15 protein-coding genes are annotated in these 15,937 nt (G+C 70.6%); 5 read left to right on the forward strand and 10 right to left on the reverse strand.

Annotated features, from left to right (window positions below):
- Window positions 1–41: 41 nt before the first annotated feature.
- Window positions 42–440, forward strand: coding sequence for a diacylglycerol kinase (locus E6C76_RS19920; protein WP_136350008.1), 399 nt, complete (start codon window positions 42–44; stop codon window positions 438–440).
- A gap of 18 nt (window positions 441–458) precedes the next feature.
- Here the strand turns inward: E6C76_RS19920 and E6C76_RS19925 are convergent, their stop codons facing one another.
- From E6C76_RS19925 to E6C76_RS19935, 3 genes are all read right to left on the reverse strand, one after another.
- On the reverse strand, window positions 459–929 hold the full coding sequence (locus tag E6C76_RS19925; protein ID WP_136350009.1) for an outer membrane lipoprotein: 471 nt from the start codon (window positions 927–929) through the stop codon (window positions 459–461).
- Complete coding sequence (locus E6C76_RS19930) at window positions 911–1,858, reverse strand: carbohydrate kinase family protein (protein ID WP_136350010.1); 948 nt, start codon at window positions 1,856–1,858, stop codon at window positions 911–913. The genes E6C76_RS19925 and E6C76_RS19930 overlap by 19 nt, the downstream gene beginning before the upstream one ends.
- Window positions 1,859–1,933: 75 nt before the next feature.
- Window positions 1,934–3,145, reverse strand: a complete 1,212-nt coding sequence (locus E6C76_RS19935) for a glycosyltransferase family 4 protein (protein WP_136350011.1) — start codon at window positions 3,143–3,145, stop codon at window positions 1,934–1,936.
- Window positions 3,146–3,324: 179 nt separating this feature from the next.
- Between E6C76_RS19935 and E6C76_RS19940 the strand changes: the two genes are divergently transcribed.
- Together E6C76_RS19940 and E6C76_RS19945 are read left to right on the forward strand one after the other, a co-directional pair.
- Window positions 3,325–4,083: a GNAT family N-acetyltransferase gene (locus E6C76_RS19940; protein ID WP_136350012.1), complete on the forward strand. Its 759-nt coding sequence runs from the start codon at window positions 3,325–3,327 to the stop codon at window positions 4,081–4,083.
- A gap of 50 nt (window positions 4,084–4,133) precedes the next feature.
- On the forward strand, window positions 4,134–4,952 hold the full coding sequence (locus E6C76_RS19945) for a lysophospholipid acyltransferase family protein (protein ID WP_136350013.1): 819 nt from the start codon (window positions 4,134–4,136) through the stop codon (window positions 4,950–4,952).
- Here the strand turns inward: E6C76_RS19945 and E6C76_RS19950 are convergent.
- Window positions 4,847–5,644, reverse strand: coding sequence for a symmetrical bis(5'-nucleosyl)-tetraphosphatase (locus E6C76_RS19950; protein WP_136350014.1), 798 nt, complete (start codon window positions 5,642–5,644; stop codon window positions 4,847–4,849). The two genes, E6C76_RS19945 and E6C76_RS19950, sit on opposite strands and share 106 nt — an antisense overlap.
- Before the next feature lie 68 nt (window positions 5,645–5,712).
- Between E6C76_RS19950 and waaA the strand changes: the two genes are divergently transcribed.
- Window positions 5,713–6,990, forward strand: a complete 1,278-nt coding sequence (gene waaA / locus E6C76_RS19955; RefSeq protein WP_136350015.1) for a lipid IV(A) 3-deoxy-D-manno-octulosonic acid transferase — start codon at window positions 5,713–5,715, stop codon at window positions 6,988–6,990.
- Here waaA and E6C76_RS19960 read toward each other — a convergent pair.
- From E6C76_RS19960 to E6C76_RS19985, 6 genes are all read right to left on the reverse strand, one after another.
- Window positions 6,965–8,284 (reverse strand): TolC family outer membrane protein, encoded by a 1,320-nt coding sequence (locus E6C76_RS19960; protein ID WP_136350016.1) that lies wholly within the window; start codon window positions 8,282–8,284, stop codon window positions 6,965–6,967. The two genes, waaA and E6C76_RS19960, sit on opposite strands and share 26 nt — an antisense overlap.
- 26 nt (window positions 8,285–8,310) lie before the next feature.
- Window positions 8,311–8,634 (reverse strand): rhodanese-like domain-containing protein, encoded by a 324-nt coding sequence (locus tag E6C76_RS19965; RefSeq protein WP_136350017.1) that lies wholly within the window; start codon window positions 8,632–8,634, stop codon window positions 8,311–8,313.
- A 13-nt stretch (window positions 8,635–8,647) separates the two neighbouring features.
- Window positions 8,648–9,301, reverse strand: a complete 654-nt coding sequence (locus E6C76_RS19970; protein ID WP_136350018.1) for a protein-L-isoaspartate O-methyltransferase family protein — start codon at window positions 9,299–9,301, stop codon at window positions 8,648–8,650.
- A 66-nt stretch (window positions 9,302–9,367) separates the two neighbouring features.
- Window positions 9,368–12,529 (reverse strand): efflux RND transporter permease subunit, encoded by a 3,162-nt coding sequence (locus E6C76_RS19975; protein WP_136350019.1) that lies wholly within the window; start codon window positions 12,527–12,529, stop codon window positions 9,368–9,370.
- Window positions 12,526–13,617, reverse strand: coding sequence for an efflux RND transporter periplasmic adaptor subunit (locus tag E6C76_RS19980; RefSeq protein ID WP_136350020.1), 1,092 nt, complete (start codon window positions 13,615–13,617; stop codon window positions 12,526–12,528). The genes E6C76_RS19975 and E6C76_RS19980 overlap by 4 nt, the downstream gene beginning before the upstream one ends.
- Window positions 13,614–14,309 carry a TetR/AcrR family transcriptional regulator gene (locus tag E6C76_RS19985; protein ID WP_136350021.1) on the reverse strand — a complete coding sequence of 232 codons (696 nt, stop codon included), beginning with the start codon at window positions 14,307–14,309 and terminating at the stop codon, window positions 13,614–13,616. The genes E6C76_RS19980 and E6C76_RS19985 overlap by 4 nt, the downstream gene beginning before the upstream one ends.
- A 187-nt stretch (window positions 14,310–14,496) precedes the next feature.
- Here E6C76_RS19985 and E6C76_RS19990 point away from each other — a divergent pair, with 187 nt between their 5' ends.
- Window positions 14,497–15,897, forward strand: a complete 1,401-nt coding sequence (locus tag E6C76_RS19990; RefSeq protein WP_136350022.1) for an aminotransferase-like domain-containing protein — start codon at window positions 14,497–14,499, stop codon at window positions 15,895–15,897.
- Window positions 15,898–15,937: the final 40 nt, after the last annotated feature.

The following is a 15,937-nucleotide window of genomic DNA, read 5'->3' on the forward strand; positions in this document are numbered from 1 at the left end:
CATCCGCCCCGCGCCCTTCTCCAACCCGATCGAGACGACGCATGCAAACGCCGCCTCCCCCCACGCCGCCGCGGGAAAGCCCGTTCAAGGGCAAGACCGGCCTGAAGAGAATCTGGAATGCCCTGCGCTACTCGCTCGACGGCCTGCGCGCGGCCTTCCGACACGAGGACGCCTTCCGCCAGGAATGCCTGCTGGCCGCCGTGCTGGTGCCGCTGGCGCTGTTCATGCCGGTGCCGGGTGCATCCAAGGCCCTGCTGGTGGGCAGCGTACTGCTGGTCCTGCTGGTGGAGCTGCTCAATTCGGCCATCGAGGCCACGGTGGACCGCGTCTCGCTGGAACGCCATCAGTTGGCGAAGCGGGCGAAGGACATCGGCAGCGCGGCCGTATTGATCGCCCTGCTCAATCTCGCCCTGGTCTGGGGACTGGTGCTGTTCGGCTGAATGCGCGACCCGCGTCGTTCAGCGCGTCACCCGCGTGGTGCCGCCGTCGCGCAGCAGGCGCACGCGCTCGCCGGCGCGGAACTGCTCGCCGCCGTCTTCCTGCACCACCGCCAGGTAGGAACCGCCGTCCAGGCGCACGGTGACTTCCACGCCCTGCCGGCGGGTCACGCCTTCCTCGACCGCCGCGCCGGCCATGCCGCCGGCCACCGCGCCGAGGATCGCCCCCACCGCCGCGCCGCTGCCGCGCCCCACGTTGGAGCCGGCGATCCCGCCGACCGCCGCGCCGGCGCCGGCGCCGATCGGCGTCTTGGTGCCTTCCAGCATCACCTGGCGCACACTCTCCACCGTGCCGAACTGCACGGTCATCGCGCGGCGCGCCTCGCCGCGCTGATAAGTGCCGCCGCCCAGTCCGGCGGCGCAACCGCTCATCACCAGCGCCACCCCCACCAGGATGGCGGCGCCGAAGCGGTTCAGTCTGTTTGCCCCCATGGCTCTTCTCCAAAGGCCGCCCGATAGCGGGCGGCGATGTCCGCGCGCGACGGCGCGTGGTTCTGCCCGCCGCGATGGGCGATCTTGATCGCCCCCATGACCGAGGCTAGCCGACCGCTACGCTCCCAGCCGTAACCGTTTGCAATGCCGTACAGCAGGCCGGCGCGGTAGGCGTCACCGCAACCGGTGGGGTCGACGATGGCATCCGGCTGCACGCTGGGCACATCGATCCAGCGCCCTTCGACATGGATGCGCGAACCTTCGCCGCCCTGCGTGACGATCAATGCCTCCACCCGCCCGGCCAATTGCTCCAGGCTCTGCCCGGTGCGTTCGCACATCAGGCGCGCCTCATAGTCATTGACCGTGCAATAGCTCGCAAGATCCAGGAAATGCAGGAGATCCTCGCCGGAGAACATCGGCATTCCCTGGCCCGGATCGAAGATGAACGGGATGCCCGCAGCGGCGAACTGTTCCGCGTGTCCCAGCATGCCGTCCCGCCCGTCCGGGGCGACGATGCCGAGTTTCACGCCGGTGGCGTCGCTCACGCGGTTCTGGTGCGAATGGTTCATCGCGCCGGGATGGAAGGCGGTGATCTGGTTGTCGTCCAGGTCGGTGGTGATGAAGGCCTGCGCGGTGTAGGCGCCGGGCACCGTGCGCACGTGCTCCTGGCGCAGCCCCAGGCGCTCCATGCGGTAGCGGTAGGGGCCGTCGTCATCGCCCACGGTCGCCATGATCAGCGGATCGCCACCGAGCAGTTTCAGGTTGTAGGCGATGTTGCCCGCGCAGCCGCCGAACTCGCGGCGCATGTCGGGCACCAGGAAAGAGACGTTGAGGATGTGGATCTGCTCGGGAAGGATGTGATTCGTGAAGCGATCACTGAACACCATGATGGTGTCGTAGGCGATGGAACCGCAGATGAGGGTGGACATGACGAATACGGAACAGTGGACACAAAGTTCCGCATTATAGGGGTCCGCGCGCGGACCGTCCCGCTCAGGCGGCCCTCAGGCAGCCAATTCCCCTGCGCCGCGCCGCTCGTGCGCGCGCACCACGTCGTCGAGCACCGCCAGCAGGCGCCGTGTCACCCCGTCCCAGCCCGCGTCCACCACCGTCGCCGGGGCACGCGCGGCCATGTGCGCCCGCAGGGCGGCGTCGCCGGCCACGCGCTCGGCGGCGGCCAGGAAGGCCGCCTCGTCGCCGGATGGTGCAAGCCAGCCGTTCTCGCCATCGCGCACATAGCTGGCCGCCGCCGCGTAATCGAAGCCGACCACCGGCAGGCCGCTGGCCAGTGCTTCGATCACCACGTTGCCGAAGGTTTCGGTGAGGCTGGGGAACAGGAACAGATCGGCGGAAGCGTAATGCGCGGCGAGATCCTCGCCGCCGCGCATGCCCGCGTAGAGGAATTCCGGGCGCTGCGCCTGCAGGGCCGCGCGCGACGGCCCGTCGCCGACGAACAGCAGGCGCGCATGCGGCGCCACGGCACGCAGGCGATCGAAGGCCTGCACCGCGAGCCCCAGATTCTTCTCCGGCGCCATGCGGCCCACCACCACCGCCACCAGATCGCCGGGCTGCACGCCCCAGGATGCGCGCAAGGCTTCCGAGCGGCGTCCGGGCGAGAACAACTGGATATCCACGCCGCGCGACACCACCTCCACGCGGCGCACGCCGCGTTCGGTCAGGCTGGCGGCCAGTTCGGCGGTGGGTACCAGACAGGCATCGCCCTTGCCGTGGAAACGTCGCAGCCAGGCATGCACCGGCTGCTTCAGCCAGCTGATGCCGTAATAGTCGCTGTAGCTGTGGAAATTGGTATGGAATTCGGTGACCACCGGCAAGCGCAGCTTGCGCGCCGCCGACACCGCCGACCAGCCCAGCGGCCCCTCGGTCACCACCTGCACGACGTCGGGGCGCTGCACGGACCACAGGCGGGTCAATGCGCCACGCGCGGGCAGCCCCATGCGCAGGTGGTTGTAACGCGGAATCGGCAGGCCGCGCGACAGCACTTCCTCGAAGCCCCCTGCGCTGGCCGGCCGATCGGCGGCGCCCTGGCGGGGGCGCACCAGCTGCACGCGATGCCCGCCGCGCAGCATGCCCTCGACCAGACGGCCGGTGGTCATCGCCACGCCATTGACTTCGGGGGGATAGGTTTCGGTAACCACCGCCACGCGCAACTGGCGGTCGGCCCCGGCGAGATGCTGGAAGACGAGTGGGGAGTCCATGGTCCGGCATGCTGCGTGCGCCAGACGACAGGGACGTGACGCGGCGATGACGGAACGATGAAGCGCGGCCGGCGCCCGAATGGCCCCGATGGTCACCGCGCGGTCATCCCGGCGTCACGTCAACGCAACGCAGGCCACCCAGAATGCGCCGCACACCCCGCAAGAGGAGAAGCCGCGCCATGCTGCAGAAGACCCTACAAGCCACCCGCCGCACCGGCCGCAACCTGCATGTCGGCCTGGCCGCCTGCGAAACCGAGATTCTCGAAGCGCAGAAGCTGCGCTACCGCGTGTTCGCCGAGGAAATGGGCGCCCGCCTGAACACCCGCGTCGCCGGCGTGGACCGCGACCTCTACGACCCCTTCTGCGAACACCTGATCGTGCGCGACGAAGACGCCGGGCGCATCGTCGGCACCTACCGCATCCTGTCGCCGGCGGCCTCCCGCCGGGTCGGCGGCTACTACTCGGAAAACGAATTCGACCTGACCCGCCTGCAGCACCTGCGCAGCCGCATGGTGGAGATCGGCCGCTCGTGCATCGACGCCGACTATCGCAGCGGCGCGGTGATCGCCCTGCTGTGGGGCGGGCTGGCGCGCTACATGCAGGACAATGGCCACGACTACCTGATCGGCTGCGCCTCGATCAGCATGGCCGACGGCGGGCACGCCGCGGCCAGTCTGTATAATCGGCTGCACGAAGCGCATCGGTCCCCGCCGGAATACCGCGTGTTCCCGCGCTGCCCATTGCCGCTGGCGCGCCTGCGCGGCGACCTGCCGGCCGAGGCGCCGCCGCTGATCAAGGGCTACCTGCGCGCCGGCGCGTGGATCTGCGGCGAACCCGCGTGGGACCCCGACTTCAACACCGCCGACCTGCCGATCCTGATGCCGATGAGCAAGGTGGACGGCCGCTACGCCCGGCACTTCATGGAACGCAAGGACTGAACGCCTCCGCCCCCCCCTCCCCCGCCCCGGCCGCGCTGCGCATCTGGCGCATGGCGCGCACCCTGCTCCATGTGCTGGCCGGCCTGCTCACCGTGGCCGTGGCCTTCCCGTTCCTCGGCAGGGCCCGCCGCCAGGCCCTGCGCGCGCGCTGGTCGCGCGCCCTGCTCGGCATCCTCGGCATCGAGTTGCGCGCCGAGGGTGTGCCGGTGGCGCCCGGCTGCCTGCTGGTGGCCAACCACATTTCCTGGATCGACATCTTCGTGATCAACGCGCTGGCGCCCGCGGCCTTCGTCTCCAAGGCCGAGGTGCGCACCTGGCCGGTGGCCGGCTGGCTCGCCGCGCGCAACGACACGGTATTCCTGCGGCGCGGCAGCCGGGGGCATGCGCGCATCGTCAACGCGGAGATCGCCGCGCTGCTCGATGCCGGCTGCAACGTCGCGGTGTTTCCGGAAGGCACCACCACCGAGGGCGATCACGTGCTGCATTTCCACGGTGCGCTGCTGCAGCCGGCCATCGCCGCCGGCAAGCCGGTGCAGGCCCTGGCGCTGTCCTACCACGAGGCAGGCGGCGCACGCTCGAAGGCACCGGCCTATGTGGGCGACACCTCCTTCGGCGAATGCATGCAGGCCATCGTCGGCCAGCGCCGCATCGTCGCCCGCCTGCATGCCACCGAGCCCATGCGGACCGATCCGGACGCTACCGACCGGCGCGAACTGGCGCGGCAGGCCCACGAGCGCATCGCCGCGCTGGTGGAGGCCGCCGCTCAGCCGGCGACCTGCCAGGCCTCGCCGTCCTCCAGCCGCACGGCGGTGAGCTTGCCGCCCCATACGCAGCCCGAATCGAGCGCGATCAGCCCCGCTTCACGGTAGTACCCCAACGCCGACCAGTGCCCGCACACCACCGTATGCGTGGCGCTCACCCGGCCCGGCACGCGAAACCACGGCAGCGTGCCCAGCGGTGCGCGTTCCGGGGGACCCTTGGCGCGCAGCGCGAGACGTCCGTCCGGCGTGCAGAAGCGCATCCGGGTCAGCGCATTGACGATGAAGCGCAGGCGGTCCCAGCCTTCCAGCGCATCGTCCCAGCGCTCCGGGCGGTCGCCCTGCAGATGCATCAGGAACTTGCGCCGGCGCTCGCCGCGCAGCACCTTTTCCACTTCGGCGGCCAGCTCGACGGCGCGCTCCACGCTCCAGGACGGCGGCAGACCCGCATGCACCATCACCCGCACCCCCTCGACGTGCAGCAGCGGCCGGCCCGCCAGCCAGTCCATCAGCTCCTCGCGGTCGGGAGCTTCCAGCACGCGGGCCAGCGTGTCATCCTTGCCGCGCCGGTCGAAGCCGGCATCCACCATCAGCAGGTACAGATCATGATTGCCGAGTACCACGATGGCCGCCTCGCCCAGCTCGCGCACGCTGCGCAGCACGCGCAGCGAATCCGGCCCGCGGTTGACCAGATCGCCGACGATCCACAGGCGGTCCACCGCCGGGTCGAAGCGGATCTTCTCCAGGAGTTGGAAAAACTGGGCGTAACAGCCCTGAATGTCGCCGATCGCATAACTAGCCATGGGCGCTATTTTTACCCAGAATGATGCGCTTGTGCCGCACCTGGAGCGCTGATTCCGCTCCCCATCCCATGCTCCTCCGCCTGCCCTACACGCTGCTCTGGCTGTTCGCCCTGCCGCTGGTCCTGCTGCGCCTCGTCTGGCGCGCGCGCCGCCAGCCCGCATACCTCAAACACGTCGGCGAGCGCTTCGCGCGCTACCGCAAGCGCGCGCCCTGCGAGGTGATCTGGGTGCATGCCGTATCGGTCGGCGAAACGCGCGCCGCCGAACCGCTGATACGCGCGCTGCTGGAACGCCATCCCGGCCACAGCGTGCTGCTCACCCACATGACGCCCACCGGGCGGGCGACCTCGAAGACGCTGTTCGGCAACGACCCGCGCGTGCTGCGCGCCTATCTGCCCTACGACCTCGGCCTGCTGTGCGGACGCTTCCTGCGGCATTTCCGCCCGGCGCTGGGCATCGTCATGGAAACCGAGTTGTGGCCCAACCTGCTGGCCGCCTGCGCGCGGCGCGGGGTGCCGGTGCTGCTCGCCAACGCCCGCCTGTCGGCGCGCTCCGCGCGGCGCTACGCGCGCTGGCCGGCGCTCACGCGCGCCACGCTGGGCGCCCTGAGCGCGCTGGGCGCACAGACCGACGCGGACGCCGAACGCTTGCGGGCGCTGGGCGCGCCGAACGTGGAGACCACCGGCAACGCCAAGTTCGACGTCGAACCCACGCCCGCCCTGCTCGAACTCGGCGGGCGTTTCCGCGCGCGCGCCGGCGGACGGTCGCTGGTGCTCGCCGCGAGTACCCGCGAGGGCGAGGAGGCGCCGCTGCTCGACGCCTTCCTGCGCCTGGCGCCGGACGATGCCGTGCTGCTGCTGGTGCCGCGCCATCCGCAGCGCTTCGACGAGGTGGCCGCCCTGGCCGCCGCACGCGGCGTGCGCCTGCAACGGCGTTCGGGGAACGACGACCTGGCGGCGGACACGCGTGTCTGGCTGGGCGATTCGATGGGCGAGATGTTCGCCTACTACGCGGCGGCGGAGGTTGCGCTGATCGGCGGCAGCTGGCTGCCCTTCGGCGGGCAGAACCTGATCGAGGCCTGCGCGGTGGGCACGCCGGTGGTGCTCGGCCCGCACACCTTCAACTTCGCGCTGGCCGCCGCCCAGGCCGAGGAAGCCGGCGCGGCCCTGCGCTGCGATGATGCCGAAGCCGGCATGCGCGCGGCGCTGGAACTGCTGGGCGACGGGGCGCGCCGCCGCGCCATGGGCGAAGCCGGGCGGATCTATGCTGCCACGCACCGGGGCGCCACGGCGCGCACGCTGGAACTGGCGGAAAGGCTGCTCAACGCTCGTCCAGCAGGGCGTTGACCTGCGCGAGGTCTTCCTCGCCGAGCGTGCCGGCGGCGGCCTTCAGACGCAACTGGGCGAGCAGCGTGTCGTAGCGCGCGCGCGCCAGACGCTGGCGGGTATCGGCGAGCTGGCTCTGCGCGTTGAGCACGTCGATGTTGATGCGCACGCCCACCTCGTAGCCCAGCCGGTTGGCTTCCAGCGCGGACGCCGAGGACACCTGCGCGGCTTCCAGCGCGCCGACCTGGGCGAGCCCGCTGGTCACCCCGAGGAAGGCTTGGCGCGCGGCCAGCGCGGCCTCGCGGCGCGCAGTGTCCAGATCGGCATCGGCCTTGATCTTCAGCGCGGCGGCCTCGCGCTCGCGCGAGGAAATGCCGCCGCCGGCGTACAAGGGCACGTTCAGTTGCACGCCGATGGTCGATGAATCGGTGCGGCTGCCGCCATCCACCCCCTGGGTGTAGTAGCCGCTGTTGGCGCGCCCGTGGGTGGCCACCAGGTCCAGCGTGGGGTAGTGGCCCGCGCGGTTGCGCTGCACCTCGCGCGCGGCGATCTCGCGCGCCAGGTGCTGGGCCTGCACGCCGTAGCTGCCGAGTTCGGCGGCATCCACCCACTCGTTGATGTTCTCCGGCTGCGGACGCAGCAGTTCGACGCCGGGACGCAGCGAGGCCAGCATCCCCGGCTGCTCGCCGATGAGCACCGCGAGCGCCTGGCGGCGCACGGTGAGTTCGTTGTCCGCGGCGATCTCCTGCGCCACCGCCAGGTCGTGGCGGGACTGCGCCTCGTGCACGTCGGTGATGGTCACCGTGCCCACCTCGAAGCTGGTCCGGGCGATCTCCAGCTGCTCGGCGGCGGCCGTGCGCAGCTGGGTCACCGCGTCGAGCGCGTCCTGCGCGTTGAGCACGTTGAAATAGGCTTCCGCCACGCGCAGCATCAGGTCCTGGCGGGCCTCGCCGAAGCGCGCCTCCGCCAGGGCGCCCTGCAGTTCGCCTTGGCGGTACTGCACCCAGTTCTGCCAGCGGAACAGCGGCTGGGTGAGCTGCACGGTGTAGCCGTGGGTGTTGTAGTTGCGCTCCTGGCGGGGCAGCACGGTATGCACGTCGACCTCGTTCCAGGTGGAGTACCCGGACAGGCCCACGCTGGGCAGCAGCCCGGCGCGCCCCTGCACCACCTTCTCCAGTCCGGCGTCGCGCTCGGCCCGCGCGGCGGCAATGCGCGCGTCGTTGGCGAGCGCCTGGCGGTAGATCGCCAGCAGGTCGCCGGACCATGCCGGCAGCGCGCACAGGCTGGCGAACAGGGCGGCGGCGAGACGTCTCATGGTGGCTCCAGAGTGGGGGCTGCGGTTCAGTACTGCGGCATGCGGGGGTCGATGCGCTCGGCCCAGGCGGCGACGCCGCCGGACAGATTGATGACCCGGGCGAAGCCCTGGTGTTCCAGGAAGCGGCACACCTGCGCGCTGCGCATGCCGTGGTGGCAGATCACCACGGTCTCGCGTGCGGGGTCGAGTTCGGCGATGCGCGCGGGCAGCACGCTCATCGGCAAGGGCAGCGAACCGTCGATGTGGCAGTACTGGAATTCCCATGGCTCGCGCACGTCGAGCAGCAAGGGACGCTCGCCGGGCGGGTCGGCCAGACGGGCGGCCAGTTCGGCGGGCGTCATTTCCTGCATGCCGGGGCGGCCCTCAGAAGCGGAAGCCGTCCGGCTTGGGCGCGTTCTGCAGCACCGTCACCAGGCTCTCGAACACGTCCTCGGTCTGGAAGCGGCCTTCGCCCAGGTTGGTGACCAGACGGCCCTTCATCACCGGGGCTTCGCCGACGAAGGCGAACAGGCGGCCGCCGGGCTTGAGCTGCTGGAGCAGCGCGTCCGGCAGCTGCGGCAGGCCGCCGGAGACCACGATGACGTCGTAGGGCCCGTGCGCCGCACAGCCCTGCACGCCGTCGCCTTCCTCGACGACCACGTTGGCCACGCCGTAGCGCGCCAGATTCTCCTGGGCCAGACGCACCATCGCCGGGTCGATGTCCACGCTGCGCACCGATTCGGCGCGCGCGGCGAGCAGGGCGGCGAAGTAGCCGGACCCCGCGCCCACTTCCAGCACGCTGTCGGTCGGACGCACCTGCACGGCCTGCAACACTTTGCCCTCGACCACCGGCTTGAGCATGGTGTGCCCGCCGCCGAGCGGAATCTCGATGTCGGCGAAGGCCAGCGTCTTGTACGCGGCCGGCACGAATTCCTCGCGCCGTACCGTCATCAGCAGATCGAGTACGACCGGATCGAGCACATCCCAGGGGCGGATCTGCTGCTCGACCATGTTGAAACGGGCTTTTTCGAAATTCATTCGGAGCTCCCTGAATTATGCGTGGGGTGCGCGGACCGCCCGCGCAACGGGACAAACCTTGGCATTCTATCCCACTTGCGCGTCCGGCTTCACGCGGTACCAGGCGGCGTACAGCGCCGGCAGGAACAGCATGGTGAGCAAGGTGGCGACCAGCAGGCCGCCCATGATGGCCACCGCCATCGGCCCGAAGAAGGCGCTGCGCGACAGCGGGATCATCGCCAGCACGGCCGCCGCTGCGGTCAGCACGATGGGACGGAAGCGCCGCACGGTGGATTCGACGATGGCCTGCCAGGGACTCAGGCCGGCTTCCAGGTCCTGGCGGATCTGGTCCACCAGGATCACCGAGTTGCGCATGATCATGCCGGACAGCGCGATGGTGCCGAGCATGGCGACGAAGCCGAAAGGCTTGTTGAACAGCAGCAGGAAGGCGGTGACGCCGATCATGCCGAGCGGCGCGGTGAGCAGCACCATGGCGGTGCGGCTGAAGCTCTGCAGCTGCAGCATCAGCACGGTGACCACGACGAACAGGAACAGCGGCAGCCCGGCGGCCACCGAACTGCCGCCCTTGGCGCTTTCCTCCACCGCGCCGCCGGTCTCCAGGCGATAGCCGAGCGGCAGCCCGGCGGCGATGCGGCGCATCTCCGGCGCCAGCTCGGCGACCACCTGGGCGGGCTGCTTGGCGCCGTACAGCGAGGCGCGCACGGTGACCGTGGGCACGCGGTTGCGCCGCCAGAGCACGCCTTCCTCGAAGCCGTATTCCGGGGTGACGAACTGCGCCAGCGGCACCGCGCGTCCGCCCGCGCCGGGCAGCGACAGGTCGGTCAGGTTGCCCAGGCGCACGCGCTCCTCGGGCGCGCCGCGCAGCACCACCGGGATGGTCTCGTCGCCCTCGCGGAACTCGGTGACCGTATAGCCCTGCAGGGCGGTATCGAGCAGGCGCGCCAGATCGGCGCTGGACACGCCGAGCAGACGGGCCTTGTCCTGGTCGATGCGCAGGCGCACCACCTTGGAGGGCTCTTCCCAGTCCAGATGCACGTTGGTCAGTTCCGCATGCGTGCGCAGCGCGGCGGCCACTTCATGCGCGCCCGCGCGCATCTGCGCGATTTCCGGACCGCTCACCCGGTACTGCACCGGAAAGCCCACCGGCGGCCCGTTCTCCAGCCGGGTCACCACGCCGCGCAACACCGCCGGCTGTTCCTCGAAACGGCGGATCAGGGCCGTGCGCAGCGCCTCGCGCTCCGGCACGCCATGGGTGAGCACGACGAACTGCGCGAAGCTGGTCTGCGCCAGTTGCTGGTCCAGCGGCAGGTAGAAGCGCGGGCTGCCGCCGCCCACCCAGGCCACGTAGTTCTCGATGCCCGGCTGCCCGTCGAGGAAGGCTTCCAGTTCGCGCACCGCGCGCTCGGTGGCCTGGTGCGAACTGCCTTCCGCCAGGCGCAGATCGACCAGCAGCTCCGGCCGCGTGGAATCGGGGAAGAACTGCTGCGGCACGAAGCGCGCGAACACCGCCAGCGAGGCGACGAACAGCGCCACGGTGATGCCGATGACCCACCAGCGGTGCGCCACGCAGCTGTTCACCAGCGCGCGGAAGCGCTGATAGAACGGCGAGCGGTAGGCGGTCTGGTGGTCGTGCGCGGCGTGCGCGCGGGCCGCCAGCCAGGCACCCGCGCGCGGCCAGAAACGCCCCACCGCGCGGGCCAGCGGCGCCGGCTGGTCGCGCCAGCGGGCGAAGTCCGGCAGCAGGTGGTAGCCCAGCCAGGGCACGAACAGCACGGCGGCCACCCAGGAGACCAGCAGCGCGATCACCGTGACCTCGAAGATGGAACGCGTGTATTCGCCGGTGGCCGACGCGGCGGTGGCGATCGGCAGGAAGCCGGCGGCGGTCACCAGCGTGCCGGAGAGCATCGGCATGGCCGTGGAGGTGTAGGCGAAGCTGGCCGCGCGCACGCGTTCCCAGCCCTGCTCCATCTTGGTGGCCATCATCTCCACGGCGATGATGGCGTCGTCCACCAGCAGGCCGAGGGCGAGGATCAGCGCGCCCAGCGAGATCTTGTGCAGGCCGATGCCGAACAGGTGCATGAACAGGAAGGTGATCGCCAGCACCACGGGGATGATGATCAGCACCACCACGCCGGTGCGCAGGCCGAGCGAGAGCAGGCTGACGCCCATGACGATGACCACCGCCTCGATCAGCACCTTGACGAAGTCGCCCACCGAGGCGCGCACCGCGCGCGGCTGATCGGCCACGCGGGCCAGCGTCACGCCCAACGGCAGCTGGCTTTCGATGCGCGTCACCGCTTCGTCCAGATGGCGGCCCAGGGCGATGATGTCGCCGCCGGCGCGCATCGACACGCCGATGCCCAGCGCCTCGCGCCCCATGTAGCGCATGCGCTCGGCGGGCGGGTCGACGTAGCCGCGCTTCACCTCGGCCACGTCGCCCAGGCGGATGCTGCGCCCGCCGACGCGCAGCACGGTGTCGCGGATCGCCTCGGGATCGTCGAAGGCGCCGTCCGGGCGCAGCCATACACGCTCGTCGGCAGTGTCGAAGAAGCCGCTGCCGGCCACCGCGTTCTGCGCGGCCAGCACGCCGGCGATGTCCGCCGGGCTGAGTCCCAGCGTGGCCAGGCGGGCGTTGGACAGTTCGATGTACACGCGCTGCGCCTGCTCGCCGAAGAAGCTCACCTTGGCCACGTCCGGCACGTGCAGCAGTTCGGCGCGCACCGCGTCGGCGTAGCGCTTGAGCTGGGCGTACTCCAGCCCTTCGCCGAACAGCGCGAAGAGATTGCCGTAGGTATCGCCGAACTCGTCGTTGAACATCGGCCCCACCACGCCCTGCGGCAGGGTGTAGCGGATGTCGCCGATCTTCTTGCGCACCTGGTACCACACCTCCGCCATCTGGCCCGGCGGGGTGGAATCGCGCACCAGGAAGAACACCATGGCCTCGCCGGGGCGCGAATAGCTGCGCACCACGTCGATCTGGGCCACTTCCTGCAGCTTCTTCTCGATCTTGTCGGTGACCTGCTCGGCCATCTCCCGCGCGCCCGCGCCCGGCCATTCGGCGCGCACCACCATCACCTTGAAGGTGAACGGCGGATCTTCCGACTGGCCCAGGCGGGTGTAGGAATACAGGCCGATCAGGGTCAGCGCCACCAGCGCGTAGAGCACCAGCGAAGAATGGCGCAGCCCCCAGGCGGAAAGGTTGAAGCGGCCTGCTTCCGGGGCGCTCATCGGCGCACGTCCAGGCTTGCCGGCGCGCGCTCGTCCACCGCGCGCACGGCCTCGCCCTCGACCAGCAGATGCACGCCGGCGACCACCAGGCGGGCGTCCGCCGGCAGGCCGGCGAGCACCTCCACACCGTCCTCGGCGTATTCGCCCACTTCCACCGCCAGCGGGCGGACGCGCTGGCCGTCATCGACCACCCACACCGCCGGCTGGCCGCCGCGCTCGGTGAGCGCAGCCAGCGGAATGCGCAGCGCGCCGGCCGCCTGCCCGGCAAAGGCCACACGCGCGCTGGCGCCCAGCGGCAGGCCGTCGTCGGCCTCCGGCACCGCCACCCGCACGGCGAAGCTGCGCGTGGCGGCATCAGCCGCCGGGGCGATCTCGCGCACCTGCGCCGCATACGGACGCGCGGCGCCGGCCAGCGGCAGCACCGTGGCCGGCATGCCGGCGCGCAGATTGGCCACCCGGCTTTCCGGCACGTGGATGAGCACCTCGCGCTCGCTCGGGCGGGCGAACCTCACCACCGCCTGCCCCGCCGCCAGCACGCTGCCCGGTTCGGCCATCACGGCGGTCACCACGCCCGCCTCGACGGCGCGCAGTTCGGCGTAGGCGGTCTGGTTGGCGGCGCTGTCGGCCTGCGCGCGCGCGGCGCGCTCGGCGGCCTCGGCGGCCTCCACGGCGGTACGCCGGGCATCGAGCGCCGAGGCGCTGATGAAGCCGCGCACGTGCAGTTCCTCGTTGCGCTTCAGTTCGCTGCGCGCCAGCACCAGATCGGCGCGCGCGGCCTCCACGCGGGCCACGGCGGCGGCGGCGGCCAAGGCCACGTCGGCGGCGTCCAGGCGCGCGAGCAGATCGCCGGCGCGCACCGCGTCGCCCACATCCACCTTGCGCTCGACCAGCTTGCCGCCGATGCGGAAGCCCAGGTCGTTCTCCACCCGCGCGCGCACCTCGCCGGCATACATGCGCAGGCCGGCCTCCGCGTCGGCACCCAGGGTGCGCACCAGCACCGCGCGCGGCGCCGGCTCCACCGGCGGCGGCCCGGAGCAGCCGGCCAGCGCGGCAACCAACGCCATGCCCGCGAACCATTCATGCTTCATCGCCCGCCCTCCGCCGGCCGCACGCCGAGCCCGTTGATGAACAGTTCGAACCAGATGGCGAGGAAGGCATCCGCATCCAGATCGCGCGCGCAGCACGCCGCAAAGGAATGCCGCCACATCGACAGATGCAGCACCGGGGCGATGAACAGGTTGCCGACCAGCTCCGGGCTCTCCGGGCGGAACAGGCCGCGCCGCACCCCTAGGCGCACCGCGTCGCCGATCAGCCGCAGGCCGCGCTGGATCACTCTTTCATGGTAGTACGCGGCGACCTCCGGGAAATTGCGCGCCTCGGAGATCATCAGCTTGGGGATGCCGCCCAGTTCGGTATTGCCGATGCGCTCCCACCAGCCGTAGAGCAGTTCGCGCAGCAGGGCCACCGGGTCGTCGGCATGCTCCGCCAGCAGGGCCTCGCCTTCTTCCAGCGCCGGCACGATGCCCTCGGCGATCACTGCCTTGAACAGGGCTTCCTTGCTGTCGAAGTACAGATACAGCGTGCCCTTGGACACCCCCGCGCGCGCCGCCACCTCTTCGAGTTTCGTGGCCGCGAAGCCTTTCTCGACGAACAGCGAGAGCGCCGCCGCGGTGAGTTCCTGCGGGCGCGCCTCCTTGCGGCGGCGGCGCGGCAGCGCCTTGGCCGCCGGCTGGACGGTGCTGGACGCGGGGGATCGCGTGGGCTTGGAAGTGGGAGCCATGAATTAGCGAATTAATTACTGACCGGCCGGTAATTTATCCCTGCCCGCGGGGCCTTGTCACCTCTTTTCTGGAGATCATCCCGCCTCCTTGAGCACGCCGATGCGCCCGCCTTGACAATAACCATCCATGAACCAGACACTTCCTGACAATTCATCGAATATCCACGTAGAAAGCAGGGATTCCGCCATGCTGCAACTGAGTCTGGAACACGGCCAGCCGACGCCGCTCGTCGAACAGATCGTCGGCGGCATCCGCGCGCAGATCGAGGACCGCATCCTGCGCCCCGGCATGCGCGTGCCGCCGATCCGCCGGCTGGCGGAAACCCAGGGGGTGAGCCGCTTCACCGTGGTGGAGGCCTACGACCGGCTGGTGGCGCTGGGTTATCTGCGTTCGCGGCGCGGCTCCGGCTTCTATGTGGCGCCACGCCGCGAACGGGAAGAAAGCCGCCTGCCGGCACCGGTGGACCGCGCGGTGGATGTGGCCTGGGTGATGCGCCGCGCGCTGGACGACCGCCCCGGGCAGATCAAGGCGGGTACCGGGTGGCTGCCGGCCGAATGGATGGACGGCGAAGGCCTGCGCCGCCACCTGCGCGCGCTGTCGCGGCGGGCGGACGCTCGCCTGGCGGCCTACGGCACGGCGCAGGGCTATCTGCCGCTGCGCCAGCAGTTGCAGGTGAAGCTGGCGGAATACGGCATCGGCGCGCAGCCCGAGCAGATCGTGCTCACCGAAGGCGCCACGCGCGCGCTGGACATCGTCGCCCGCCACCTGATCAAGCCGGGGGACACGGTGCTGGTGGACGACCCCGGCTACTTCAACTTCTTCGGCAATCTGCGTCTGCAGGGCGCCAAGCTGGTCGGCGTGCCGCGCCTGGCGGATGGGCCGGACACGGCGGAGATGGAGGCCCTGCTCGCCCACCACCGCCCCAAGGTGTTGTTCACCCAGTCCGCGCTGCACAACCCCACCGGCGGCAACCTCTCGCCGGCCAAGGCCTTCCGCATCCTGCAACTGGCCGAGAAGCACGACTTCCACATCATCGAGGACGACGTCTATGCCGACTTCCAGCCGCAGCTCAGCACGCGGCTGGCCAACCTGGACCAGCTCAACCGGGTGATCTTCATCGGCAGCTTCTCCAAGACCCTGTCCGGCAGCCTGCGCGTGGGCTATCTGGCGGCGCGCGCCGATCTGGCGGCCGAATTCGTCGACGTGAAGACCCTGACCAGCGTGAGCTCGTCGGAATTCAACGAGCAGCTCACCTACCAGATGCTCACCGACGGCCACTACCGCAAGTACGTGGAGCGCCTGCAGGGCCGGCTGGCGCAGGCCACCCAGGCCTGTCTGCGCATGCTGGAGCGCGTGGGCATGGAGGTGTTCCTGGAACCCAAGGGCGGCGTGTTCGTGTGGGCGCGCCCGCCCGGCCTGGACGACGCGGCGGATCTCGCCACCCGCGCGGCCGCCGCCGGCATCATGCTGGCGCCGGGCAAGGTGTTCCGCCCGCAGACCCAGGCCAGCCCGTGGCTGCGCTTCAACGTGGCGTTCGCCGCGCATCCGCAGCTGGAGCGTTTTCTGGCGGAAACGCCGCGCGTGTAAACGGCAAGACGGCGGCGCGTTGCCGCGCCGCCGTCTCCAT

This window comes from Pseudothauera nasutitermitis (assembly GCF_004801295.1).
Classification (GTDB): Bacteria; Pseudomonadota; Gammaproteobacteria; order Burkholderiales; family Rhodocyclaceae; genus Pseudothauera; species Pseudothauera nasutitermitis.